The organism is Dyella sp., from assembly GCF_035486915.1.
Taxonomy (GTDB): domain Bacteria; phylum Pseudomonadota; class Gammaproteobacteria; order Xanthomonadales; family Rhodanobacteraceae; genus Dyella_B.
This window is the reverse complement of record NZ_DATHMR010000038.1, coordinates 1-23,757: the sequence shown is the minus strand read 5'-3', so window position 1 is coordinate 23,757 and position 23,757 is coordinate 1. Positions and strand designations below refer to the sequence as shown.

The 23,757-nt window shown below is 60.5% G+C and carries 24 protein-coding genes; 11 read left to right on the top strand and 13 right to left on the bottom strand.

From position 1 onward, the window contains the following. From VK725_RS03880 to hemC, 3 genes are all read left to right on the top strand, one after another. The coding region (locus tag VK725_RS03880; RefSeq protein ID WP_325316741.1) for a sensor histidine kinase at positions 1-715 on the top strand (715 nt) is incomplete at its 5' end. Beyond that, positions 696-1,400, top strand: a complete 705-nt coding sequence (locus tag VK725_RS03875) for a LytTR family DNA-binding domain-containing protein (RefSeq protein WP_325316740.1) — start codon at positions 696-698, stop codon at positions 1,398-1,400. The genes VK725_RS03880 and VK725_RS03875, both read left to right, overlap by 20 nt. Positions 1,401-1,443: 43 nt before the next feature. After that, complete coding sequence (gene hemC / locus VK725_RS03870; protein ID WP_325316739.1) at positions 1,444-2,361, top strand: hydroxymethylbilane synthase; 918 nt, start codon at positions 1,444-1,446, stop codon at positions 2,359-2,361. A gap of 69 nt (positions 2,362-2,430) precedes the next feature. Here hemC and VK725_RS03865 read toward each other — a convergent pair whose 3' ends face one another. Both VK725_RS03865 and VK725_RS03860 read right to left on the bottom strand, forming a co-directional pair. Further along, positions 2,431-3,243, bottom strand: coding sequence for a DUF481 domain-containing protein (locus VK725_RS03865; RefSeq protein ID WP_325316738.1), 813 nt, complete (start codon positions 3,241-3,243; stop codon positions 2,431-2,433). A 108-nt stretch (positions 3,244-3,351) separates the two neighbouring features. Continuing rightward, positions 3,352-4,179 carry a hypothetical protein gene (locus tag VK725_RS03860; RefSeq protein WP_325316737.1) on the bottom strand — a complete coding sequence of 276 codons (828 nt, stop codon included), beginning with the start codon at positions 4,177-4,179 and terminating at the stop codon, positions 3,352-3,354. Positions 4,180-4,335: 156 nt separating this feature from the next. Between VK725_RS03860 and VK725_RS03855 the strand changes: the two genes are divergently transcribed. Together VK725_RS03855 and VK725_RS03850 are read left to right on the top strand one after the other, a co-directional pair. After that, positions 4,336-5,307 (top strand): YafY family protein, encoded by a 972-nt coding sequence (locus tag VK725_RS03855; RefSeq protein WP_325316736.1) that lies wholly within the window; start codon positions 4,336-4,338, stop codon positions 5,305-5,307. 33 nt (positions 5,308-5,340) lie between these two features. Then, a complete protein-coding gene (locus VK725_RS03850; RefSeq protein WP_325316735.1) occupies positions 5,341-6,273 on the top strand; it encodes a patatin-like phospholipase family protein in 933 nt (310 codons plus the stop codon). On the opposite strand, the gene VK725_RS03845 is transcribed toward VK725_RS03850, so the two are convergent. The 9 genes from VK725_RS03845 to xth form a co-directional block, all read right to left on the bottom strand. After that, positions 6,270-6,638, bottom strand: a complete 369-nt coding sequence (locus tag VK725_RS03845; RefSeq protein ID WP_325316734.1) for a DUF488 domain-containing protein — start codon at positions 6,636-6,638, stop codon at positions 6,270-6,272. The two genes, VK725_RS03850 and VK725_RS03845, sit on opposite strands and share 4 nt — an antisense overlap. Positions 6,639-6,706: 68 nt before the next feature. Then, positions 6,707-7,423 carry a glycosyltransferase gene (locus VK725_RS03840; RefSeq protein WP_325316733.1) on the bottom strand — a complete coding sequence of 239 codons (717 nt, stop codon included), beginning with the start codon at positions 7,421-7,423 and terminating at the stop codon, positions 6,707-6,709. Positions 7,424-7,600: 177 nt separating this feature from the next. After that, positions 7,601-8,470 carry a ParB/RepB/Spo0J family partition protein gene (locus VK725_RS03835; RefSeq protein WP_325316732.1) on the bottom strand — a complete coding sequence of 290 codons (870 nt, stop codon included), beginning with the start codon at positions 8,468-8,470 and terminating at the stop codon, positions 7,601-7,603. Between the two features lie 2 nt (positions 8,471-8,472). After that, positions 8,473-9,324: an AAA family ATPase gene (locus VK725_RS03830; protein WP_325316731.1), complete on the bottom strand. Its 852-nt coding sequence runs from the start codon at positions 9,322-9,324 to the stop codon at positions 8,473-8,475. Positions 9,325-9,364: 40 nt separating this feature from the next. Continuing rightward, the gene (gene rsmG, locus VK725_RS03825) at positions 9,365-10,003 is read right to left on the bottom strand and encodes a 16S rRNA (guanine(527)-N(7))-methyltransferase RsmG (RefSeq protein ID WP_325316730.1); all 639 of its coding nucleotides are present in this window, start codon (positions 10,001-10,003) and stop codon (positions 9,365-9,367) included. A gap of 151 nt (positions 10,004-10,154) precedes the next feature. After that, on the bottom strand, positions 10,155-10,556 hold the full coding sequence (locus VK725_RS03820) for an SPFH domain-containing protein (protein ID WP_325316729.1): 402 nt from the start codon (positions 10,554-10,556) through the stop codon (positions 10,155-10,157). A gap of 311 nt (positions 10,557-10,867) precedes the next feature. Next, positions 10,868-11,701, bottom strand: coding sequence for a pirin family protein (locus VK725_RS03815; RefSeq protein WP_325316728.1), 834 nt, complete (start codon positions 11,699-11,701; stop codon positions 10,868-10,870). Between the two features lie 116 nt (positions 11,702-11,817). Next, a complete protein-coding gene (locus VK725_RS03810) occupies positions 11,818-12,498 on the bottom strand; it encodes a YecA family protein (protein WP_325316727.1) in 681 nt (226 codons plus the stop codon). Then, complete coding sequence (gene xth / locus VK725_RS03805; RefSeq protein WP_325316742.1) at positions 12,498-13,277, bottom strand: exodeoxyribonuclease III; 780 nt, start codon at positions 13,275-13,277, stop codon at positions 12,498-12,500. The genes VK725_RS03810 and xth overlap by 1 nt, the downstream gene beginning before the upstream one ends. A 92-nt stretch (positions 13,278-13,369) precedes the next feature. On the opposite strand from xth, the gene VK725_RS03800 reads away from it, so the two are divergent. From VK725_RS03800 to VK725_RS03785, 4 genes are all read left to right on the top strand, one after another. Beyond that, complete coding sequence (locus tag VK725_RS03800; protein ID WP_325316726.1) at positions 13,370-13,753, top strand: GntR family transcriptional regulator; 384 nt, start codon at positions 13,370-13,372, stop codon at positions 13,751-13,753. Then, complete coding sequence (locus VK725_RS03795) at positions 13,754-14,662, top strand: ABC transporter ATP-binding protein (protein WP_325316725.1); 909 nt, start codon at positions 13,754-13,756, stop codon at positions 14,660-14,662. Next, complete coding sequence (locus VK725_RS03790) at positions 14,659-16,122, top strand: hypothetical protein (RefSeq protein WP_325316724.1); 1,464 nt, start codon at positions 14,659-14,661, stop codon at positions 16,120-16,122. Before VK725_RS03795 ends, VK725_RS03790 begins: the two co-directional genes overlap by 4 nt. Before the next feature lie 96 nt (positions 16,123-16,218). Continuing rightward, positions 16,219-18,270, top strand: a complete 2,052-nt coding sequence (locus VK725_RS03785; RefSeq protein ID WP_325316723.1) for a S9 family peptidase — start codon at positions 16,219-16,221, stop codon at positions 18,268-18,270. A 44-nt stretch (positions 18,271-18,314) separates the two neighbouring features. On the opposite strand, the gene VK725_RS03780 is transcribed toward VK725_RS03785, so the two are convergent. Both VK725_RS03780 and VK725_RS03775 read right to left on the bottom strand, forming a co-directional pair. Next, positions 18,315-19,397: a PA0069 family radical SAM protein gene (locus VK725_RS03780; protein ID WP_325316722.1), complete on the bottom strand. Its 1,083-nt coding sequence runs from the start codon at positions 19,395-19,397 to the stop codon at positions 18,315-18,317. A 41-nt stretch (positions 19,398-19,438) separates the two neighbouring features. Further along, the gene (locus VK725_RS03775; protein ID WP_325316721.1) at positions 19,439-21,643 is read right to left on the bottom strand and encodes a hypothetical protein; all 2,205 of its coding nucleotides are present in this window, start codon (positions 21,641-21,643) and stop codon (positions 19,439-19,441) included. Positions 21,644-21,855: 212 nt separating this feature from the next. On the opposite strand from VK725_RS03775, the gene VK725_RS03770 reads away from it, so the two are divergent. Then, complete coding sequence (locus VK725_RS03770; RefSeq protein ID WP_325316720.1) at positions 21,856-22,008, top strand: hypothetical protein; 153 nt, start codon at positions 21,856-21,858, stop codon at positions 22,006-22,008. A gap of 128 nt (positions 22,009-22,136) precedes the next feature. Next, positions 22,137-23,757: acetate--CoA ligase (gene acs, locus VK725_RS03765; protein WP_325316719.1), on the top strand; the 1,621-nt coding region annotated here is incomplete at its 3' end.

Here is a 23,757-nt window from a genome sequence, read left to right as displayed (position 1 = left end):
CGTCCCCGCATCGATGGCGTTCGTGCGCGACAACGCGGTGATCGCCGCGCTGCTGGGCGCAGCGATGTTGCGTTACTTCTATGTGCTGGCCGAGTGGCAGGCGCGATTGGCCGCTGTCGCGCACGCGCGGGTGGAAGCCTTGCAGGCACGCATTCGCCCGCACTTTCTGTTCAACAGCATGAATACGGTCGCTGCGTTGGTGCGCGTCGATCCGGTAGCGGCAGAACGCACGGTGGAAAATCTCTCCGAGTTGTTTCGCGCTGCGCTCGGTCAACAGGACACGCACCGCGATACGCTGGGTGAAGAATTGCAGCTGGTGGATCGCTATCTTGCGATCGAGCAGCTGCGTTTGGGCGAGCGTTTGCGCATTCGACGCGAGTGGGACGATTTGCCGCTCGATGCATCATTGCCTGTACTGCTGCTGCAACCGCTCGTTGAAAACGCGGTGCGCCACGGTATTCAACCGTTGGTCGAAGGTGGAGAAGTGATTCTGCGCGGCAAGCGCGATGGCGACATGATGCTGATCGAGATCAACAATCCACTTGCTGACACGCCCTCTACCGGCGGTAGCGGCCACGGTTTGAACAACGTGCGCCAGCGTGTTGCCTACCACTATGGTCCGCGCGCGATGGTGCAAGCGGGTCCACAAGACGGTCGTTTCGTTGTCACCTTGCGCTTGCCGGTGGAGGTGCGTCATGCGCGTGCTGATCGTTGACGACGAACCGCTGGCGCGCGCGCGACTTGCATCGTTGCTGCAGGAGTGCGGCGGTGTGGACGTTGTGGGCAGCGTGGGCGATGGCGAAGCAGCGCTTGCTGCGCTGGCCGATGTGCATCCGGACTTGCTGTTGCTCGATATCAACATGCCGGGCCTGGATGGCAAATCGCTCGCCGCCCGTCTGGCCAATCGCTCGCGCCCCGTGATCGTGTTCTGCACAGCGTACGAAGCCCACGCCTTGCATGCGTTCGATCTTGGTGCGGTGGACTATTTGCTCAAGCCTGTCCGTGTCGAACGTCTTCGCGACGCACTCAAGCGCGTGCAACAACGTCTCGATTCGCATCAGCGCGAACCCACTGGCTGGTTGCATGCGCGTGTGCACGGCGAACCCGTGCGCATGGCGTTGGACGATGTGATCTGCCTGATCGCCGATGAAAAATACGTGGTGGCGCACCGTCGGGCCGATCAGCTATTGCTGGACGATTCCCTGCGCCAACTGGAAGAAACGTATCCCGAACAACTCATTCGCCTGCATCGCAATTGCCTGGTGCCAGCACATCGGCTGGTGGGTTTGAAGACGATGGACGATGGCCGCGTGCTGGCGCGACTGGCCGGCACCGAATTCAGTCCCGAAGTGAGCCGCCGCAACTTGCCCACGTTGCGCAAGCTGCTACGCATGGGTTGACGGGTGCGCCACAATAGCGGCTACCGCTGTCCCCGGAGCTGTCATGACCCCCACCACCCTGCGCATCGCCACCCGCAAGAGCGCGCTTGCGCTGTGGCAAGCCGAACATGTCGCAGGGCTGCTGCGTGCCGAGCATCCAGGCATGTATGTGGAACTGGTGCCGCTGACCACACGCGGCGATGAGATTCTCGATCAGCCACTGGCCAACATCGGCGGCAAGGGACTTTTCCTCAAGGAACTGGAGGTGGCGATGCTGGAAGGCCGCGCCGACCTGGCTGTTCATTCCTTGAAAGATGTTCCTTCCGAGCTCGAACCCGGATTCACCCTGCCTGCGATCTTGCCACGCGCCGATGCGGCCGATGCGTTCGTCAGCAACGACTGCGCCGATCTCGCCGCGTTGCCGCGAGGCGCGCGCGTGGGCACCTCGTCGCTGCGTCGACAGGCGCAACTGCGTGCGGTGCGGCCGGATCTGGAATTGCTCGATCTGCGCGGCAACGTCGGCACGCGATTGCAGAAACTCGATGCCGGTCATTACCACGCGATCGTGCTTGCCTGCGCGGGGCTGGAACGCCTTGGACTTCACGATCGCATTCGCAGTCGCCTCGCTGCGCCTGCATGGCTTCCGGCACCGGGACAGGCTGCCATCGCTATCGAAGCGCGCATCGATCAACCGGATGTGCTCGAAGCATTGGCAGTGCTCGACGATGCCGACACGCGACTGGCCGTTACGGCCGAGCGCGCGATGAATCATGCATTGGGCGGCAGTTGCACGGTGCCCGTCGGCGCGTGGTGCACTATCACCGAGCATGGTTTGCATTTGCGCGGCCTGGTCGGCGATGTGTCCAGCGGCCGACTGGTGATTGCCGAAGCAGCGAGCAGCACCGACGGCGCAGTGAAGTTGGGCCATGACGTGGCGCAAGCATTGTTCGCGCAGGGTGCAGCGGCGTTTCTGAAGTCCTGATGCGCTTATAAAAAAACCCCTTCGTTCGCACGAAGGGGTTTGTGTTCCGACAAAAATAACGCCGCCGGATCAGAGGCTGTAAGAAAGATTGGTGGTTGCCAGCGTGTCGGTCTTGCGAATGCCCGGCAGCGCTTCGGTGTTGTGACGCACCTGGAAACCGACCTTGATCGCCAGCTTCTTGGTCATGCTGACGGCGAGGCCTGCATCGTTCTGCAGATAGGTGTTCTTGCTACCCGCTTCGGTCAGGAACGTATCTTCGAACGCGGTGTTGTCGGTGATGCGGAACTTGTAGTTCACCAGTCCGCGCGCAACGACTTCGCTCTGGCGTCCTTCCGTGTAAGGCACAGCGACGCCGTTGACTGTCACGGTGCCCGTCGCCGGTTGGTACTCGGTGTAACCCGGACCGATTTCGAACGAGAGCTGCGTGCGGTCGTTCTTCAGCGCGATATAGCCGTAACCGACCGACACGGTGCCCTGCCAGTAGTTGGCGCCGAAGTCGTCGTGGTCGTAGCGCGCTGCGGTCACGATGTAGCTGCGCGGATCGAGCTTGTAGCCGAACGAGGTACCTGCGTCGTAACGGTTCGCGGTGGTCTCAAATTCCTTCACCGTTGCGCCCTGCTGGTCGACGACGTTGACCTGACCCTTCGAACGCAGCGCATCGAAGAAGAAGTTGTTCTTCCACTGATCCGTTTCCTGGTTGAGGTTCAGTTTGACGTTCAGGTTCTGGGAACGCGAGTTACCGGTGGTGGAGGCAAAACCGATTTCGCCCGAACCAGTCCAGTTACCCGTGCTCGTCTGGGTACCGGAACTGGTGTCCTGGGCCTGGGCAGCGAACGTGGCCAGGGTGGCGAGCGCCAGACCGGTCATCAGAATCTTTTTCATCGCTGGGGGAGTCCTATTGTTAAAAAGCTGTTGAGCGCGCCACTTTAACGGCAGGGCTTGAATATCCGGTGAATATGAACGGGCGCCGTTCAGGGCGAATCAGGCGGTTTAGGGGGCATCGGGCTCGATCAAGCGCGTGACGGCCACGTCATAGAGCTTGAGCTCGATGGTCTTGCCGACCACGTAGGCCATCGCGGCGCAGAGCGACAGCCAGCGGCCCCATGGCAGGAGGGGAACGACCAGCAAGGCCAGGCAGGGCACGGCGCAGATCAGGGTGGCGGCCAGAAACCGGCGCCCCTGCAAATCTTCCGCGTGCCGCAAGCGCTCACCGGGCGTGGGTTTGCGTAGGGACTGCTGCCAACCCAATCCATCCGCCAGCCCCAGCAGCAGGGCAAGCATCAACAGGCCGATGGCCCAGGGCAGCGGTGCGACGTCGGCCCCGGTGAGATTGGCCTGGAAGATGACGCACACCCATAACCACAGACCGCCCCCATAGCAGGCGGACAGCACGCGGCTCAGCGGAATTTGCATGGTCACCCCGGCCTGCGCCATGCGGCGGGCGCGATAGCCATAGGCACTGCTGACCAGGCAGGCCACGCTGCAGAGCACCAGCGCCACGCTGATCAACCGCGTAGCCCAGAAGCCTTCATTCCCGCGCACCATCCCGGCCAGACCCAGCATGGGGAGGTAAGTCGCCAGTGCCAGCAGGGCCTCGCGAGTGGGCCGCAGCGAGTGACCGATCTGCCAGCCGTGCCATTCGGGCATCAGGGGCAGCCGCAGGCACGCCAGCAGGAGCCCGGCGCTGACAAACAGGCAGCCCAAAGTCAGCGGTACCAACGCTTCGCCGCGTCCGGTGCTGTAGATGCCCAGCGCCAACGCCAGGCCGAGCAGCATCCAAAGCCCGTAGCCGCACAGGGCCAGGACTTCCAGAAGCATGGGCGCCAACCCCACTTGCGGGAGTTCCAGGTCGCCACTTACCGATTGCGAAGTATTTGGGGGTATATGCATAAGGACCGGGGAAAGTCCGTACGCACGCTTGCGGGCGTCACGTACCATACCCATGCTACACAAATCCCGTTACCGAACGTCGAGATGGATCGCTACGAGCGCATTCTTACCCTGCACCGTCTGCTGAAGTCGGCCCACTACCCGGTGCCGCTGCCCAGACTGATGGACGAGCTTGAGTGCTCGCGGGCCACGCTGTATCGCGATATCGCGTTTCTACGCGACGCGTTGGGCGCGCCGATCGAAAGTGCCGGCGGTGAACATGCTGCATTCCGCTACGAAGTTGCCGAAGGCCAGCGCTTCGAACTGCCGGGCTTGTGGCTGACGTCGGATGAATTGGCCGCGTTGCTCGCGTTGAACGAATTGATCGGGCGCAGCGGACCGGGCGTGCTGGCCGGCGCGCTCGCACCGTTTAAGGCACGCATCGAACATCTGTTGTCCGATCGCGCCAGCGGCAAAGCGTTGCCGGTGGAACGCATCCGCGTGATTCCGTGGGGCGAGCGCAAACTCGATCAGCAGGCGTTTCGGATCACCGCCGGTGCAGTGCTCGATCGCAAGCAACTGCGTTTTCTTTATCGCGCACGCACCACGAACAACGAAAGCCGTCGCACGGTGTCGCCGCAGCGACTGACACACTATCGCGACAACTGGTATCTCGATGCATGGGATCACGATCGCGAGGCAGTACGCAGTTTCGCGGTGGATCGCGTTGTCGATCCGCAAACGCTGGAGGCTGCATCGGTCGACGTGCCGGAGCAGGATCTCAACGACGTTCTCGCTTCCAGCTACGGTATTTTCGCCGGCAAACCCAAGGCATGGGCGACGATCCGTTTCTCCGCGCATGCCGCGCGCTGGGTGGCCGACGAGCATTGGCATTCGCAACAAAAAGGTAGCTGGCTGTCCGATGGGCGTTATGAATTGCAGGTGCCCTATTCCAATTCACGCGAATTATTGATGGATGTGCTCAAGTACGGTCCGGACGCCGAGATTGTTGCGCCACTGCCGTTGCGTGAAGAGATGAAGATCATGCTGCAGCTGGCACTTGGCGGTTATCAATAAAGCCAGCCGCGATTGTGCGTTACGATACCTGTGATGCCACCTACCGATCCTGTTACTGACCTCACCGTTCCCAAAGAAGCCGCGCGCAAACCCACCATTGCGCTGGCACTCGGCGCAGGCGGTGCGAAAGGTCTGGCGCACATTGGTGCGATTGAAGAATTGGATGCGCAAGGATTCCAGATCGTCGCCATCGCCGGCTGTTCGATGGGCGCGCTGATCGGCGGCATTCACGCGATGGGCAAGCTGGATGTGTATCGCGACTGGGTATGCTCGCTCGACAAGTTCGACGTGCTGAAACTGGTGGATTGGTCGTTCTCGTTTTCTGGGGGCGGCTTGATCAAGGGCGAGAAGATCTTCGGTACATTGCTTGATCTCATCGGCGATATCACCATCGAAGAATTGCCGATTCCGTTCACCGCGGTGGCGACCGATATCGAGCGTGAACGCGAAGTGTGGTTGTCGCGCGGCTCCTTGTTCGAGGCGGTTCGCGCATCCATCGCCATTCCCACGCTTTTCCGTCCACACACGATCGACGGGCGCGTGCTGGTGGACGGCGCGCTTCTCAATCCCGTACCCGTCACGCCGCTGATTCGCGATCATGCGGATTACCTGGTGGCGGTCAGCATCGACGGTCCCGCTGAAAATGCGTCGCCGGTCGAAATTCGTGCGCCGGAAAAACCGAGGGCGCGCGGCATCGGCCGCCTGCTGGAAAAACTGCGGCCGGGCAACGGTGATCCGGAGAAACCGACCGAACCGGGCGCCATCGCGTTGCTCAATCAATCGATGGATCTGATGCAGGCCAATCTCTCGCGATTGCGTCTGGCCGCCTATCAACCGGACTTGCTGGTGCAGATGGCGCGCAACGTGTCGAGCGTCTACGAATTTTATCGCGCGCGCGAATTGATCGAACTCGGCCGCGAACGTACGCGTGCGGCAGTGGAAGCATGGCAACGCACGCCGCGCTAGCCCAGCGCTTTGGCCTTGATGTGCGAATCGAGATACATCTTTAGCGCAACCGCCTGATTGTGCTCTTCATCGCGTGCACCGTAGACCAGCGTTACGCGATGACGCTCGGCTTGCACGGCGAGCGGTTTCCAGAAGCTCGCGCGTGAATCGAGTTCACTGGCATAACGGTGACGGAAACATTCCCAACGTGCCGGATCGTGGCCAAACCATTCGCGCAGTGCGGTGGAAGGGGCGAGATCCTTGGCCCACACATCGAGTGCGGCGTCTTCTTTCTTCAATCCGCGCGGCCACAGGCGATCGACCAATACGCGATAGCCATCTGTTTTAGAGGCCGGTTCGTAAACGCGCTTGACGGCGATGCTCACGAGCGTACTTCCTCATGGGAACCGACCTCAGAGCATACGCCGCGAAAACGAAGATAGCGTGATGTCGTTCAGAGTTCTTCGACGCGCGTGACCTTGGCTCGGCGCATCAGCCACGACACACCGCGCAGATCGGCCACGCCGACCCACAGGCGATCGAGCATGCCGTATTTGGAGGTGCCTGCGGTGCGCGGGCGATGGCCGACCGGCACGCTCTGGCTGCGATAACCCGCGCGCTTGACCAGCGCGGGAAGGTAACGATGCATGTGATCGAAGTAAGGCAGGCGCAGGAAAATATCGCGCTCGAACAGCTTCAGACCGCAACCCGTGTCGGGCGTGTTGTCCTGAAGCATGCGCGAGCGCACCGCGTTGGCGATCTTCGAGGAAATGCGCTTGTTGAAGCTGTCGCGACGCGTCGTGCGCCAGCCTGCGAAAAGCTTGATCTCAGCATCGGCGGCATCGCGCGCGGCGAGCAGCTTGGGAATGTCGGCCGGATCGTTCTGGCCATCGCCATCGAGCGTGGCAATCCACGGCGAACGCGCGGCGCGCACGCCGTTCCACACGGCCGTGCTCTGACCGCTGCGGGTGACGTGATGCAGCACGCGCAATTCGGGATAGCTGGCCTTTTGCGCGTTCAGCACCGCACGGCTGTCGTCGCTGGAATCGTCGTCGACGTAGACGATTTCGAAATCCGCCTTGCCGCGCAGCGCCGAAGCGATTTCTGCGAGCAGCGGTGGAATGTTGTCGCGTTCATTGAAGACGGGCACAACGACGGAAAGTTGCGGCATGGATAGAACCTTGTGACGCCAATTCGGAATTTTAAAGCCCCTCTCCCTTTGGGACAGGGGTTGGGGTGAGGGTTCGGGCAGCGCGCGCTATCGAATTCTTCGACAAGACTTCATGTCGCGCTTCGAACGTACCCTCACCCCCGGCTCCTCTCCCACAGGGAGAGGGGAGTACGGGGTTCAACGCATCTTGCCGAGAATCCCTTCTAGCTCATCATTGCTGTGGTAGTGGATCACCAGCTTGCCGCGGCCGCCGCGGCCATGGGCCACTTCGACCTTGGTCGCGAAACGTTCGCCCAGCTCGCGTTCCAGCGCGTCGACGTTCGGGTCGCGTGCCGGGGCGCTCTTGGCTTTGCCTTTCGGCGCCGTCTGCGCTTTGCGGGCGGCATCTTCCAGCTCGCGCACGCTCCAGTTGTTGCGGGCCGCTTCCAGCGCCAGCGCTTCGGCGTCGCGCTCGGGCAGCGTGAGCAGGCAGCGGGCGTGGCCCATCTCCAGCTTGCCGTCGTCGAGCAGACGCTTGATGGAAGCGGGTAGATCGATCAGGCGCAGCATGTTGGAGACGGCCGCGCGCGAGCGGCCCACCGCATCGGCGGCCTGCTGATGCGTGAGATCGAAATCGTCGATCAGGCGCTTGACGGCATCGGCTTCTTCGAGGGGCGTGAGATCCTGGCGCTGGATGTTTTCGATCAACGCCATCGCCGGGACGGCGATTTCGGGCACATCTTTGACGAGTGCGGGAATCTCGCTGAGCTGCGCGCGCTGTGCGGCGCGCCAGCGGCGTTCGCCGGCAATCAATTCGTAACTGTTCTTGCCGATCGCGCGAACGACAACCGGTTGAATTAAACCCTGTGCGCGAATCGAAGCGGCCAGCTCATCCAGCGCTTCATCGTTCCAGTGACGACGCGGCTGATATTTGCCAGCCTGAATATGCTGGATGGGCAGGTTGCGCAGCTCGCCTTCCTGTTCGATCACCGACGGCGCGCCGGCGTCGCCGCCGCCGAGCAGGGCATCGAGCCCGCGTCCCAATCCACGTTTCTTCGGGGCAGACATGCTTACTCCTGATCCAGATGTGCCGAGGCTTCCAGCGTTTCCTCGGGTGCATCGCCGTGCATGGCATGCAATGCGGCGACCGCAGCTTGCGAGCCGCGTTCGCGGCGAATGATTTCGCCGGCAAGACCGATATAAGCGATGGCGCCGCGCGAGCTGCGGTCGTAGAGGTGAATCGGTTGACCGTGGCTGGGCGCTTCGGCCAGACGCACGTTGCGCGGAATGATCGAGCGCAACACTTTGTCGCCGAAATGCTGTGTGAGCTGCGCCGACACTTCGTTGCCGAGGTTATTGCGCACGTCGTACATGGTGTGCAGCAAACCTTCGATTTCCAGTTGCGGATTCAGATGCTGGCGCACCGCCCGCACGGTATCGAGCAAACTGGAAAGACCTTCCAGCGCGAAGTATTCGCACTGCACGGGAATCAGCAAACTTGTTGCAGCCGTGAGTGCGTTGACAGTGAGCAGATGCAACGTCGGCGGGCAATCGACCAGAATGGTGTCGTACTTGCTCGCAACTTTGTGAAGTTGTTCCTTCAAACGATTTTCGCGCGCGAGCGCGTCCATCAGTTTGAGTTCTGCAGCAGTGAGATCGCCGTTGCCGGGCAGCAAGTCGTAATGCGCTTCGGTGGCGACGATGGCTTTTTCGATCGGCGCTTCGCCCAGCAGCACTTCGCAACCGCTCGGCGTAGCGTCGTGTTTGTTCACGCCCGATGCCATGGTCGCGTTGCCCTGCGGATCGAGATCGACCAGCAGCACTTTGCGCTTCGCTGCAGCGAGCGCCGCGGCAAGGTTCACAGCGGTTGTGGTTTTGCCGACGCCACCTTTCTGGTTGGCGACAGCGATGATACGGGCCATGTCTCGTCCGGTACCGTGAGTGTTCGAAAGGACGGCTAGATTAGCAGCCCGCCCGTCCCAGCACGACGAGATGTCGCTGGGCCGCTTCCAGTCCCGGGACGGTGAGGGTGTGAATCGCGCGGACCTGGAATGCGCTGGGCACGCCGGGAAGTTCGTCGTCGGGCGACTTTCCCTTCATCGCCAGCCAGATGCCTTTGGGCGCCAGCAAATGACCGCCCCAGCCGAGCATGTCGGCAAGGCTGGCGAAAGCGCGCGCGGTGATGCAATCGAACTGGCCTTCGACCTCTTCCACACGCGATTGCTCGGCGCGAACGCCTTCGAGCTTCAGCGAACGGATCGCTTCGCGCAGGAAACGCACCTTTTTGCCGTTGGAATCGACCAGGAGCACCTGCCGGCCCGGCGCGGCGATGGCGAGCGGAATGCCGGGAAGGCCGGGGCCGGTGCCCAGATCGGCAAGGCTCTCGCCCTGCACGTACGGCAGGATGGCGAGCGCATCGAGCAGGTGGCGCGTAACCATGTCCTCGGGTTCGCGAATGGCGGTGAGGTTGTACGTGGCGTTCCAGCGCTCGAGCAGCGCCTGGTAATCGAGCAGGCGCGGCACCGCGTTCGCCGGCAACGTAAGGCCCAGCGCATGGATGCCCTGTTCGAGTCTGCGTTGCAGGGCGTGGCGCGTGGTCATCGGGCTTCCGTGGCGTGAATGGTCGATCAGTATCCGGATCGGCTGCGCGCTGCGCCAGCGCCGGACAAAAGAAGACCCGCCGGAGCGGGTCGATGCTTTCAGTTTCCCCTGGACCGATACTTCTAGGGCATCTGGCCAGTTCTTCTTGTAATCAGGCGGCTTCCAGCTCGACGCGGGTCACCATCACACCGCGCGAACGCAAATGTTTGTTGAGGCTGGACTTCAAACGCGCGGCAACTTCGCGGCGTTCGTCCTGGGTGTCTTCCGGCTCGGCGTGCAGTGCGTCGACAACGGTGCTGCGGATGAGCTGGTCGGCGTGTTCGATCACCGCATCGACGCGCTCAGGTTCGAGCACCTGCCAGTAAACGGTGCCGTGCATCGGCTTCGTTTCAGCCATGGAGGCATCGAAACTCAGCGTGCGGCCGCCCAGATCGATGCGATGTCCAACGCGATCGACCAGCGGCATAACGACATGGGTGCCCGCTTGGAGAAGGCGCACCGGCTTGCCGCGGCGATACAGACTGTGAACTTGACCGGCCGGCACACGCTTCACGGCAGCCGCCATCAAGGCGAGAACTGCGAAGAGAAGAGTGGTGGCTAGAATGGTCATATTATTTTTAAACAACCAGTTATGTGCGTTTTCTAAAAATTTTACGAGGCTTTATTCTACAGCCCCATGAACCTACTTAGATTAATCTTAATTTAACGACGGAACGTTGTACTTTTCAACCACCCTTCGTTAACGAGCGGCTGACAAATCGGAAGCATCAGCCGTGCCATGCGCGACGCCCAAAACAGATCGCCCCGCCGATATTTCTATCGGCAGGGCGAGGAGTTAGCTGAAGCGGGGGCTAGGTGGAACGCTTAGAACTTGCCGGCGCGGAAGTCGGCAATCGCTTCGTGGATCTGTTCGGGCGTGTTCATCACGAACGGGCCGTAGCGGGCAACCGGCTCCTGTAGGGGTTTACCGGCCACCAGAAGCACACGGGCTGGGGTTTCGCGTCCGGCGATGCGCACGCTATCGCCCTTGGACAGCACGGCCAGTTCGCTGCGGGAGAGCTTTTCGCCAGCAACTTGCGCGTCGGTTCCGTCGAAGACGTAGGCAAAGGCGTGATGGCCTTCGGGCAGCGAAATGTCTACGCCTGCACCCGGTTCGATGGCGATGTCGAGGTATACGGGCGCAGTCGCAACGCCGGAAACCGGACCCTCAGCGTCACCCAGTGCCCCAGCGATGACCTTCACCGTCACCCCTTCGGCCGGATGTACCACCGGAATGCGCGCCGGATCGATGTCCTGATAGCGCGGGTCGGTCATCTTGTCCTTGGCGGGCAAGTTCACCCACAGCTGGAAACCCCACATCAGGCCGTTTTCCTGCTGCGGCATTTCCGAGTGCACGATGCCGCGGCCGGCGGTCATCCATTGGACGCTACCAGGGGTGAGGTCGCCGCGGTTGCCCTGGTTGTCGCCGTGCTGCATGTGACCGGCGAGCATGTAGGTAACGGTCTCGAAACCGCGATGGGGATGCTCCGGGAAGCCAGCGATGTAATCGCCCGCCTGATCGGAACGGAATTCGTCCAGCAGCAGGAAGGGATCGAGCATGTCCAAACCTGGCTGCCCGATGATGCGCTTGAGTTTGACGCCCGCACCGTCGGAGGTGTCGGTGCCGCGAATGCGGCGGAGAATGCTGCGCTCAGTCATGGCTTGCTCCGGTAGAGAGAACTGTCGCCCATGATGGGCGCGCCATGCGGCGCACCCAAGCGTTTCCCTACGAACAGACTGTTTCCGGGAAGGCTGCGGCGGCCGCAGCCTTGCGTTCAATGCACCCAGTGCCCGCTGCGATGACGCGGCGGCGGAACGTGGTTGCCTTCGTTTTCCTTGGCGTGATTCAACGCATCGAGCTCCGCCTGCGTAGCCGGATGCTGATACCAGTACTGACCCACGGCAGCGAGCACGGACGGCAATTGCGCGAGGCAGTCGTCGTATTCGTCGTCGCTGAGTTTTTCGAACTCGGCTTCGGCGCTGAGGATGCCTTCGTCGACGGCAAGCGCCATCACAGGTCCGAGTATTTCCATCAGCGGCGGGTCGTCGGCTAGACGCTTTTCCCACAGGCCTGCGCGCAGGTCGATGCCGCGGCTGAAGCCTTCGCACCAACCCGCGGCCGACAGCACCGGGCCTGCCTCGGTTTCGACTTCGCCGAGAATCGGTTCGTACGCATCGACATCGAGTTCGGCACTGATCGAATCGTTGAGTTTGGCCAGCAGGGCCAGCACGCGGTTGCCTTCGGCTTCGTCATCGAAGGGTTCGTGCAGCACTTCGGGCAGCCATTCGTCGGGCAACACCCGCATCGGCCCCACCGCCAGCGCGGAGAGCAGCCCGTGCACGCCGTCGAGCAGCAGGTGGCTGTCCTGGGCATGCGCCCTGAGGTAGGTGTCGAGCTCGTCGAGCTCTTTGTCGTCCAGCGAGCTGGGCCAATCGGTCGTCTTGCTTGTCGTCATCAGATATCCAGGTCCACCGTGACCGGGGTGTGGTCGGAAGGTCGTTCCCAGCGGCGCGGTTCGCGGTCGATGGCAGCGGCCTTGGCCGAAGATTTCAGGGCATCGCTCAGCAGGATCAAGTCGATACGCAACCCCATGTTGCGCCGGAATGCCCCCTGCCGGTAGTCCCACCAACTGTAGTGGGCCCCGTCCGCTTCAAAAAGCCGGAAACTGTCATGCAAGCCCAGTTCTGTGATGGCTTTCAGTGCGGCCCGTTCAGGCGGCGAGCAGAGCACTTCCTCGCCCCACGCTACCGGGTCGTAAACGTCGCGATCGTCCGGCGCGATGTTGAAATCGCCCAGCACGACGAGTTTGGGATGGCGTTTGATCTCCTGCGCGAGGAAATCGCGCACGCGCTCTAGCCAATGCAATTTGTACGTGTATTTTTCATCGCCCACGGCTTTGCCGTTGACGACGTAGAGATCGACGATGCGCAGCCCGCCGATGGTGGCCGCGAGGATGCGCCGCTGCGGATCGTCGAGGCCGGGGATGTCGGTGACGACATCCTCGAACGTCAGTTGCTTGTCGTTGCGCGCGAGAATCGCCACGCCGTTGTAAGTCTTCTGTCCGGCATACACCGCCTGATAACCGGCGGCGGCGATCTCGTCGACCGGGAATTTCGGATCTTCCAGCTTGGTTTCCTGCAACGCCACGACATCGGGCTGGGCGTCGCTGAGCCACTGCGTCAGGTGCGGGATGCGCACCTTCAGCGAGTTCACATTCCATGAGGCGATTTTCATAGCCCCATTGTAAGGGATCGACATGACCGTCCCAGAACTAGGTCGCTCGTCATGGTTGACTTTGAGGCAAGTGTATTGTTGTATTAATACACATGGATGCCTCACTCCTCACCATTCAGCCCAATGCGCCGGACCCGATCTACCGGCAGATCGTGGATCAGCTACGGCGCCTGATCGCCAGCGGCCAGCTGCTGGCTGGCGAAGTACTGCCGTCGGTGCGCGATGTCGCAGGATTTCACGCGATCAATCCGATGACGGTCTCGCGCGCTTATGGCATGGCCGAGGCTGAAGGGCTGCTCGAACGCCTACGCGGCAAGGGCATGGCGGTGGCCGCCACGCGCAAGGCGGTGCAGAGCGAAAGCCAGCGCATGGCACTGCTGGAACCGCAACTGCAGGAGTTGGCGCGTCACGCCAACGAACTGGAACTGCCTGCCGACCTGGTGTTGCGTCGGCTGGCCAAACTGCTGGGGGATTGAATGAACGCCGTATTCAACGCCGTACACACGGAAAGCACGCACGAACCGGCGTCCCCGCTTGTCGCGCAGGGATTGGTGCATGGCTATGAAGGCAGCAATGCGTTGAATGGCGTGGATCTCACCATCGCGCCCGGGAGCGTGCTGGGATTGATCGGCCGTAACGGCGCCGGCAAATCGACATTGATCCGCGCCATGCTAGGTCTATTGCAACCGATGTCTGGTACCGCATTCATCTTCGGCGAACCGGCATTGAAGCTCAGCGATGAAGCGAAATCGCGCATCGCCTACGTGCCGCAACAGCCCGAAGCGCTGGCTTGGCTCACCGCGCAGCAGATGCTCGATTTTGTGGGGCGTTTCTATCCGCGCTGGGACAGCGCATTCGCCAAGTCGACGCTGGAGCGCTGGAAGATTCAGCCGAATCGATTGCTCGCCAAGTTGTCACCCGGCGAACGCCAGCGGGTGGATCTGATTCGCGCGCTCGCATCGCAACCCGAACTGCTGGTGCTGGACGAACCGGCGGCGGCGCTCGATCCAGTGGCTCGCCGCGAATTGCTGCGCGAACTCGCATTGCGCGCTGGCGAGGCGGGCACGACGGTGTTGTTCTCCACGCATATCGTGTCGGATTTGGAACGCGTGGCATCGGAAGTTGCATTCCTGCACGACGGCAAGATACTGCTGCGCAGCGGTGTCGACGACACGAAGGAGCGGTACGCGCGACTGTGGTTGCCTGCAAAGATATCGGCCGTTGCGCCGTCGCAAAGCTTGAGTCGCCGTCGCAATGAAGACGGAAGCCTGAGCCTGATCGTCGAACGCGATGCGGCCGGCCGCTGGCCTGAAGCATCCACCTTGCCGGGTGCGCGCATCGACGCACTGGGCCTGGAAGATCTTTTTGTGGAGATCGCCGAATGAACGCCGCAACACTGGTGATGGTGCCTTTGCGAGCCACACTGGCCAGCACGCGCTGGATAACGTTCGTGGTTTTGAACTTGATGCTGCTTATTCCCGTTGCGCTGCAGATAACTCAAAGCATGCCGAAGACTGCACTGCTGGCGCCTCTCATTTCGGGGTACGGCGAGTTTTTCGTTGGTCTCCTTTTTGTAGCGCCGTTTTTGTTGATGGCGATCGATACGCGCCAACTGCGCATACCCCATAGTCAGTCGACCATCATTTTCGGGATGATGCTTTATAGCGCGCTGTGGATAGCATTGCCGTCAATCGCACTGACCCTGGCAGGCGCAGACTTCGTTACGGTGTTGGCCATCCAGACCGTGGGCTTGCTGTTTGGATTGACGTTCGGTTTGTTGCCACGTGCGTTTCTTATCTTCGCAGGATTAACACCGACTCTTCTTAGAGCGATGCACATGCAGGCGCACCATCCCGGAAAACCCACCGTTGCGTTGATGTGGCTTGTTGCGTTGGTACTGGCTTTAATTGCAGCGTTTTGCTGGCGACGTCAAGTGCGCGTCGTTGATCCGTATGGTGAGGGCTTCAACAAGCCACTCGTGGTCAGATCGCGTGCAAGCTACCGCCATGGTTCGATTAACTGGAATGATTGGGCCGCAGCGTCGGGAAGTATTTCCCAAATGCGCTCGCTGCCGCGGTGGATGCTGGCCGTTGCCAACATCCGTCAATCCGGCCCTCAGAATCCTGTGCGCAGTCTGCGTATTGGGCTTGGTGGATGGCTGCTGCCGAAAACATGGCAGAGCACACTGCGCCAATCGGCGCTGGTGCTGGCTCCCATCGTTTTGGTCGTGGCGCTGATGTACGCGCGCATTCCGGTGCCGGCGTTGCGCCTGTCCCGTGACTTCGCATTCGGTGTTGTGGTTTGGATCACCGGCTTCGGAAGTATGTTTCTTGGTTTGACGACGGTTGTGATGCTGCAGCAACGCTGGAGCCGAACGCACGCCGAGTTGGCTCTCCTGGCACTCTTGCCAAGGCTGGGCAACGGTGAACGATTGAAAAGGTATTTGCTGCGCGCCAGCGTGCTTCCGACGTTTTTCTGGCAAGCCGCGCTTATCGCATTGCTTCTGGCAACAGCAGGTGTGCTACGGGCAAATGGTTTGAATGTTATGACGGCACTACTGATCCAGCTCATCGCAGTTGCCTTTACGCCGGCATTTGCATTCGCCATCTTCGGTGGCCGACCGCCCGTGCAATGGGTTGCGGGTCTTATTGCCGGGGTCACTTTCACACTGGTTGGCTGTGGCACCGCCGCCGCATCCGTTTTTGAGATATCCCGAACGTATGGCTCCATCATGGCCATATCGAGCACGGCGATCTTGTTTGCCATTCTGGCCTTTCTGGTGTGGCTAGGCGTGCGCGGCTGGCGCGGTCTGCAAGAGCGTCCGCACCCCTTCCTCGCCAACTGATCGTCGAGCTCGCCAGATGCTGTTATGCACATGGGCATGAGGGGCTCGAACTGCTAGCGTATTGGCTTATCCCTCATGTTTGCGGAACCCGCCGCCATGCTCAAACCCGTTCGTCTTGTTCTGCCTTTGCTGGCTTTAAGCGTCACGTCGCTGGCCATCGCCGACACCCATACCACCACTGATCCGCGCATCGGCGCCGTGCTGACCGATCTTGGAAAGGTGCGACAAATAGATAGCGTCGCGCTGTCGCCGGACGGGAAGCATCTGGTGTGGGCCGTGGACACGAATGGTAAGCCCGGCTTGGTGCTGGCCGATGCGGATGGCAAAAACGCACGCAGCATCGGTCTCGCCACCAAGCCTGGTGCGTGCAATGAAACGACGCCTGCATGGTCTCCCGATTCGCATCATCTGGCGTTTCTTTCCAATTGCGATAGCACGCTCAATGGTGTCGGCGGCAAACAGTCGGACATCTATGTGCTTGATATGCAGGGCTCGGCCAAGCCTGCGCGTCTGTCGCACCTCAGTGGTTACGTGAATGCACTGAGCTGGTCGCCCGACGGCAAGACATTGGCCTTTCTGTATGTAGAAGGTGCAACGCGCCGCGCCAGCGCGCTGGCCGCAGCAAAACCGATGACGGGCGAGATCGGTGTGGAAGGCATCGAAGTACAGCGCGTTGCTACGCTGGCCGTCGACGGGGGCAACATGCAGCAAGTGACACCGGCAGACAGCTACGTTTATGAATTCAGCTGGGCACCGGACAGTCAGCGCATTGCCTACATCGCCGCGCCGGCACCGGGCGACAACAACTGGTGGATCGCGCAACTTTATGTGCAGCCCGCACAAACTGGCGCGTCGCGCACGACCGTGGTCGATCCCAATACAGTGGGCGGTTCGTTGCACGGATTGCAGATCGCGTTACCGCGTTGGTCGCCGGATGGTTCGCACATTGCGTTTATCGGCGGGCTGATGAGCGATCAGGGTTCCACCGGCGGCGATATCTACAGCGTTTCCGCCCAGGGCGGCGCGCCCGTGAATATGACCAGCGGCATCACGGTGACGCCTGCGTGGTTCACGTGGAGTTCGCCGCAATCCATGCTGGTCGATCAGGTCAGCAGCGGCAAGGTGCAGCTCGCCGAATATTCCGTGCAAGGCGACCATGCGCAGCAACAACGTGTGCTCTATACAATTGCAGGCTTTACGGGTGATGGTTCCGCGTTGCTTGCGTTGTCGTTTTCAGCCGACTACCGCTATGTCGCCTTTGATGAATCGTCCTATGAAGCCGCGCCGGAAGTTCATGCTGGCCCGGTCGGGAGCGAAGCGCCGCCGGCCGTCACGTCCATCAATGCATCGTTGAAGCCTAGTTGGGGCAAGGCCGAATCCGTCGAATGGACGAATGACGGCCATCACGTGCAAGGCTGGCTGATTTATCCGGCCAACTACGATCCGCATAAACACTACCCGATGATTGTCAGCGTGCACGGCGGTCCTTCTGCCGCGCAGGTACCTTATTGGCCACAGGTCGGTTACACCGCTGTACCGTTCTCCACGCTGGGTTACTTCGTCTTTCAGACCAATCCACGCGGCAGCTACGGCGAAGGCGAAGCGTTTGTGCAGGCCAATCGCAAGGATTTCGGTTATGGCGATCTGCGCGACACGCTCGCCGGTGTGGACACCGTGGAAAAGATGGTGCCCGTGGATGATCACCGCCTCGGCCTGACCGGCTGGAGCTACGGCGGCTTCATGAGCATGTTCGCACCCACCCAAACACAGCGCTTCCGTGCTGTCGTGGCCGGTGCAGGCATCGCCAACTGGCAAAGCTACTACGGTCAGAACCTCATCGATCAGTGGATGATTCCTTTCTTCGGCGCATCCGTGTACGACGATCCGGCGGTTTACGCGAAGAGCTCTGCGATCAACTTCATCAAGAACGTCAAAACGCCAACGCTGATTGTCGTGGGCGAACGCGATGCGGAATGTCCTTCGCCGCAATCGTTCGAATACTGGCATGCGTTGCGCGCACTGGGTGTACCGACATCGTTGGTGGTGTATCCGAATGAAGGTCACCATTTCTACAACCCGGTCAACCAACGCGACGTGTTGCAGCGTGCGTTGAACTGGTTTGAGAAATATCTGCCGCCGTCGACGTAATGTTTATGCGCGCTCCTGTCCGTATCGATACGGACAGGAGCGCTTCAAAACAGCTGCCCTTGAGGCGAAGGCTTTCGCGGTGGCATGAATCGCGAGACATCCAGTTGCAGTTCGCGTGGCCGCCCAAAACCGTGACGGCGACACGCAACTTCGAAGCGGCGGCGTAAAAGTTGGGCGAAGACGCCCTGGCCGCGCATGCGTGTCCTGAAATCGCTGTCGTAATCGCGGCCGGCGTTCATTTGTTGCACAAGGCTCATGACGTGTGCCGCGCGCTGCGGTGCGTGAAGGGTCAGCCATTCGCGAAACAGCGCTTTCAGTTCGTACGGCAGTCGCAGCACCGTGTAACCCGCGTAGCGAGCACCCGCATCGGCCGCTTGTTCAAGCACAGCTTCCATATCGCGATCGTTTAGCGCTGGGATAATCGGTGCGACCAATACACCTACCGGCACACCGGCTTCAGCCAATGTCTTGATCGCTTGAAGACGCCGATGTGGGGCAGTCGCTCTCGGTTCCAATTTCGCCGCCAGGTGATTGTCCAGCGAATTCACCGATACAAACACCTGCACGAGATGCTCACGGGCCATCGGCGCCAGGATGTCCATGTCGCGCTCGACCAGCGCGTTCTTGGTGACAATCGTGCAGGGATGATGGCATTGCGCGAGGACTTCCAGTGCGGCGCGTGTCAGTCGCCATCGTTTTTCGATGGGCTGATACGGGTCTGTGCTGCTTCCGATATTGATGGGGCTGACGACGTAGCTTGGTTTTGACAGATCCGCGCGCAACACCTCCGCGAGATTGGTTTTCGCGCGCAGCTTCGTTTCGAAATCCAGGCCCGGCGACAAATTGAGATAACTGTGGGTTGGTCGCGCAAAACAGTAAATGCACCCATGTTCGCAACCCCGGTAAGGATTCATCGCTTGGGTGAAGTGAATGTCCGGCGAATCGTTATGCGTAATGATGCTGCGCGCCCGCTCTTCGGTGACTTCCGTTTTCGGACGCGGCCGCTCTTCATCCAACAACGCGTGTTGCCAGCCGTCGTCTTCGGCATGATGTCGTATCGTTTCGAACCTTCCCTCAGGATTGGAAGCGGCGCCACGACCTTTGATTGCGGAGGGAACATCTGTCATCTGCGAAGCATGCGCCTGTTGTGTCTCAACTGTCGCGACACTCAGGGCTGATTGGCTTCAGTCAGTTGTTGCGCGAGCCACTTCGCCATCGATGCAAGTGGATAATTTTGCTCGAGCTGGCGATGCATCTCGTCGAAAACCGGCGGCGAAATGGTCCAACCCAGCGGCAGCGGATAGTTGCCCGGACACAATCGCATATGCCACAGCACATCGCCGCTTGCGGGGTTGTCTGCATTGGTGTGCAGCGAAGCGAGCAATCGTGCACGCGCATATTCGCCACGCGCATCGCGTGTATCGAGGAGCGCCACAGCGGGCGCGGTGATTTCACCGTAGCTGGTGCGCTCTGTGGGGCTTGGTACACGCGGGCAGGCTGCCGAGTAAAGCGGCAGTGGATCGCTCCGATTATGCGCGTCGACAAAATCGTGAAGGCTGGGATCGTTGCTGATGTGCAGCACGATAAATTGCAGTGGCTGCCCTTGTTTGGCTGCGATCTTTCTTAGCTGCTGCATCACTTCAAGCAATGTGGTGGTGCCCGAATTTTCGAAATAGCCACCGTCCACAAGTTGCAATGACGCTGGCACCGGTGGTTGCATTTTCGCGGTTTGCAGCGTTCCTGCGGAACTCAGATATGTAAAGCGTGCGCTGTTGAGAACCACCTCACTCAAAGGTACACGCGGATCGAGCCACTGCGAACCATCGAATGCAGTGGTCCAGGGATTTGTCGCGTAGGGCCGAAATGGATCCTGCACCAATCGCCATCCCTGACCCACCGTCGTGCTGTTGAAGAACAGCGCCGGCACGTCGGTTTTCACGCTACCGTCCGCATGCTCGTAAAGCGCTGCGAAGGGCTGCGCAAAGGCCGACATGCCCTGTTCCTCGGCGGCTTGTTCCCAGGCTCGCGTGAGTGCGCGGCCGCGATCATCCAATAGCGCACCGGGCAGCCACCGCTGCGTGAAGTCGACGAACCACGCGTTCGCCATCATTGGCGCCAGGAAGTCGTGATTCAATGTTTGGTTGCTGAGGTTTTGTGCCGACAATCCGGTGTGAGGCGGCGTTTGCAATGCCACGACATATGTTGCCAGCCCAAGACTTCCGCCCGAGACACCACTTGCTGCGAAGAAATAGCGCTCGAACAACGGTTCGGCGCCGTTCGGCGGAGCGATTTGATCGATAAGCGCCGTGAAGCGGCTTAACACCATCGCGGTCCATGCGGCACTGCGAAGACCGCCGCCTTCGGTTGAGACGACAATGACCGGACAGGCACGCCGCGGCACGCAACGGTTGCGTAGCCACGCTTGCGCGTAAGCGTCGAAATCGGGTCTGGTTTCGGCCGGTGGCGGGGCGGGGCGTTGATGCGTGCTCATCGCCGGATACTGACGAACGCGATGATTGTCGTTCAGATGCAACGCATGCAGGCTGACCGCCATAAGCATCAACAGCGTAAGTAATGGAATGCCGCGTCGGTCGGCGAGCATACATAGAAACCCGCCGCTCATGCAGAAAAAGCTGCCTGCAATAAGCAGTACGGCAAGCGAACCCATGCCATCGAATTGACGTGGCTGCACGACAACCAGCGCCGTGATCAACACATTCAAAATCAACACGGCGAGGAAGATGCTCAAAGGCAAGGTTCCAAGGACCGTGATGGATTGAACACGTTGCTCGACGGCACGGGGTTCTGCGGCCGCTTTACGTGACGCGATCAGGATCGCCGTCAATTGTCGCGGGCCGATATAGAACACGATCAGCGCGATTGCTTCAATCAGCAGCCCCGCTGTTCGCCAATCGCGCCGATGACACTGCGCGGCGGTTGTGCATGTCGCATGTGGCGTACCTTGTAATGCGGCGAAGTAGCCGAAGAGCACCAGCAATGGAACGATGATGCCCAACACGCGTGGCAACCAACGGCGCAAGGGTGCCGCGCGAGGGTCTTGCAAGGACGGCCATCGCGGATAGGTCAACCGGTAGGCGTTGTGCGCCGTGTACCAGACGGCAAGGCCGGCCAGTGCACTGGTAATGAGCAACGAGACGTAGCGGATCTCGCTGGGGTCCGCCCACATGGCAATCAGAAACAGCTCTGCCGCCTGATCCACATTCGTAATGACGATGGTGGAAAAGGCAAGGACCAGCAGAGAAACACGGATGGGTTTGCAATGATCCAGCACGATCGCCAGCCAATCGGTGGCCGTCAGCCAGGCGAGGACCAGCCAGGCCACCGGCGACTTGGGCGAATTCTGGTCAACCATCGTCCTGCATCTCCGACGCCGCCTGATCGATGGTCCATATTATGCGTACACCGTCTCGGCCGCTGGGACGGTGTCACCATTGACGACGCTGTGCGGCGCTATGATGGCGTCCTTGACGATGCCATGCGATGGGACCTGTTATGCGCTGGTTATTGCTGCTCGCGACATTGCTTTCATGGTTGCTCTGCTTTACTCGACATGGACCCGGCGCGATGGCACTCTGGTTGTTCTTTGGCATCGTCGGTGCCATTGCTACCGCGTTGGCGTTTGCGCAAGCGCGCATCGATGCCAACGCGCAACCCGAACCACACCCCGATCTCATTCGTGAACAAGTGAATCGGTTGAAGTCTTCAAAACAACAATAATGCTGCAGTGCAACTTTTGGCGGTTTAGCCACCTAAACGCTACACTCGAACGGGTGACACTGGCGCGTAGGTGTCATGCAGTTTCCATCTGATTGCGCTCCCGGTGGACCGGTGAGCAGGAGGCAAGCATGTCAAAGGTCTATCCGGTCGATCCTGCATTTGCAGCGAAGGCGCGTGTGCGCAAAGAGGACTATGAGCGCCTTTATGCCGAATCGGTGAAGGATCCCGAAGGTTTCTGGGCCCGCATGGCCGAGAGACTGGAATGGGCCAGGAAGCCCACAAAGATTCGCGATGTTTCCTTTGATCCGAAGGACTTGCGCATTCGCTGGTATGACGACGGCAAGCTCAATGTGTCGACCAACTGCCTGGATCGGCATCTGGCGACGCGCGGCGACAAGACTGCCATCATCTTCGAAGGCGACGATCCTGCCGATTCGCGTCGCATTACCTATAAAGAGCTGCATGCCGAGGTATGTAAGTTCGCGAACACGCTGAAACATCTTGGTGTGGTCAAGGGCGATCGCGTTGCCATCTACATGCCGATGATTCCCGAGGCTGCGATCGCCATGCTTGCGTGCGCACGCATCGGCGCGATTCATTCGGTCGTCTTTGGCGGTTTTTCACCGGACTCGCTGGCCGGCCGCATTGCCGATTCCACAGTGAAGCTCGTCGTGACCGCCGATGAAGGGGTGCGCGGCGGCAAGAAGATTCCGTTGAAGGCGAATGTCGACGCCGCGCTTGAGCGGCCCGGCACGAACAGCGTCGAGACGGTCGTTGTCGTGCGCCGCACAGGCGCCGCGGTGCCGATGCAATCGCCGCGGGATCGTTACTATCACGTGTTGATGGAGGGTCAGTCGACGGACTGTCCCGCCGAGCCGATGGAAGCGGAGCATCCGCTATTCATTCTTTACACCTCCGGCTCTACCGGCAAACCGAAGGGTGTGCTGCATACGTCAGGCGGTTATCTGGTGTACGCAAGTCTTACGCATGAGTTGGTGTTCGATCTGCGCGATGACGACGTGTACTGGTGCACCGCCGACGTCGGTTGGGTCACCGGACACAGCTACGTCGTGTATGGTCCGCTGGCCAACGGCGCGACCACGGTGATGTTCGATGGCGTGCCCAATTATCCGGATTTCAGCCGCTTTTGGCAGGTCGTGGACAAGCACAAGGTGTCATTGTTTTACACCGCGCCAACGGCGATACGCGCGTTGATGCGCGAAGGCGAGGCCCCGGTCAAGAAATGCTCGCGCGCCAGTTTGCGATTGCTGGGTTCGGTGGGCGAGCCGATCAATCCGGAAGCGTGGGAGTGGTACTACCGCGTGATCGGCGACAGCCGCTGCCCGATCGTCGATACGTGGTGGCAGACGGAAACCGGCGGCATTCTGATTACGCCGCTAGCCGGTGCGATTGATGCCAAACCCGGTTCCGCAACGTTGCCTTTCTTTGGGGTGAAACCCGCGGTGGTCGATGCGGGCGGCGCTGTGCTCGAAGGCGCATGCGAAGGCAATCTACTGATTACCGATTCCTGGCCCGGCCAGATGCGCACCGTGTACGGCGATCACGAGCGTTTTATCGATACGTATTTCAAGGCGTATCCCGGCAATTACTTCACCGGTGACGGCGCGCGCCGCGACGAAGACGGTTATTACTGGATCACCGGACGCGTCGACGACGTGATCAATGTCTCCGGCCACCGGCTCGGCACGGCCGAAGTCGAATCAGCACTCGTCGCCAATCACAAAGTGG

Coding starts and splice junctions, on each gene's coding strand:
- VK725_RS03785 (WP_325316723.1), top strand. CDS start 16,219: ATGCTCAAACCCGTTCGTCTTGTTCTGCCTTTGCTGGCTTTAAGCGTC.
- VK725_RS03850 (WP_325316735.1), top strand. CDS start 5,341: ATGCCACCTACCGATCCTGTTACTGACCTCACCGTTCCCAAAGAAGCC.
- VK725_RS03840 (WP_325316733.1), bottom strand. CDS start 7,423: ATGCCGCAACTTTCCGTCGTTGTGCCCGTCTTCAATGAACGCGACAAC.
- VK725_RS03860 (WP_325316737.1), bottom strand. CDS start 4,179: ATGCTTCTGGAAGTCCTGGCCCTGTGCGGCTACGGGCTTTGGATGCTG.
- VK725_RS03775 (WP_325316721.1), bottom strand. CDS start 21,643: ATGGTTGACCAGAATTCGCCCAAGTCGCCGGTGGCCTGGCTGGTCCTC.
- VK725_RS03800 (WP_325316726.1), top strand. CDS start 13,370: ATGGATGCCTCACTCCTCACCATTCAGCCCAATGCGCCGGACCCGATC.
- VK725_RS03815 (WP_325316728.1), bottom strand. CDS start 11,701: ATGACTGAGCGCAGCATTCTCCGCCGCATTCGCGGCACCGACACCTCC.
- VK725_RS03835 (WP_325316732.1), bottom strand. CDS start 8,470: ATGTCTGCCCCGAAGAAACGTGGATTGGGACGCGGGCTCGATGCCCTG.
- VK725_RS03780 (WP_325316722.1), bottom strand. CDS start 19,397: ATGACAGATGTTCCCTCCGCAATCAAAGGTCGTGGCGCCGCTTCCAAT.
- VK725_RS03770 (WP_325316720.1), top strand. CDS start 21,856: ATGGCACTCTGGTTGTTCTTTGGCATCGTCGGTGCCATTGCTACCGCG.
- VK725_RS03795 (WP_325316725.1), top strand. CDS start 13,754: ATGAACGCCGTATTCAACGCCGTACACACGGAAAGCACGCACGAACCG.
- hemC (WP_325316739.1), top strand. CDS start 1,444: ATGACCCCCACCACCCTGCGCATCGCCACCCGCAAGAGCGCGCTTGCG.
- rsmG (WP_325316730.1), bottom strand. CDS start 10,003: ATGACCACGCGCCACGCCCTGCAACGCAGACTCGAACAGGGCATCCAT.
- VK725_RS03790 (WP_325316724.1), top strand. CDS start 14,659: ATGAACGCCGCAACACTGGTGATGGTGCCTTTGCGAGCCACACTGGCC.
- VK725_RS03810 (WP_325316727.1), bottom strand. CDS start 12,498: ATGACGACAAGCAAGACGACCGATTGGCCCAGCTCGCTGGACGACAAA.
- VK725_RS03865 (WP_325316738.1), bottom strand. CDS start 3,243: ATGAAAAAGATTCTGATGACCGGTCTGGCGCTCGCCACCCTGGCCACG.
- VK725_RS03855 (WP_325316736.1), top strand. CDS start 4,336: ATGGATCGCTACGAGCGCATTCTTACCCTGCACCGTCTGCTGAAGTCG.
- VK725_RS03875 (WP_325316740.1), top strand. CDS start 696: ATGCGCGTGCTGATCGTTGACGACGAACCGCTGGCGCGCGCGCGACTT.
- VK725_RS03830 (WP_325316731.1), bottom strand. CDS start 9,324: ATGGCCCGTATCATCGCTGTCGCCAACCAGAAAGGTGGCGTCGGCAAA.
- xth (WP_325316742.1), bottom strand. CDS start 13,277: ATGAAAATCGCCTCATGGAATGTGAACTCGCTGAAGGTGCGCATCCCG.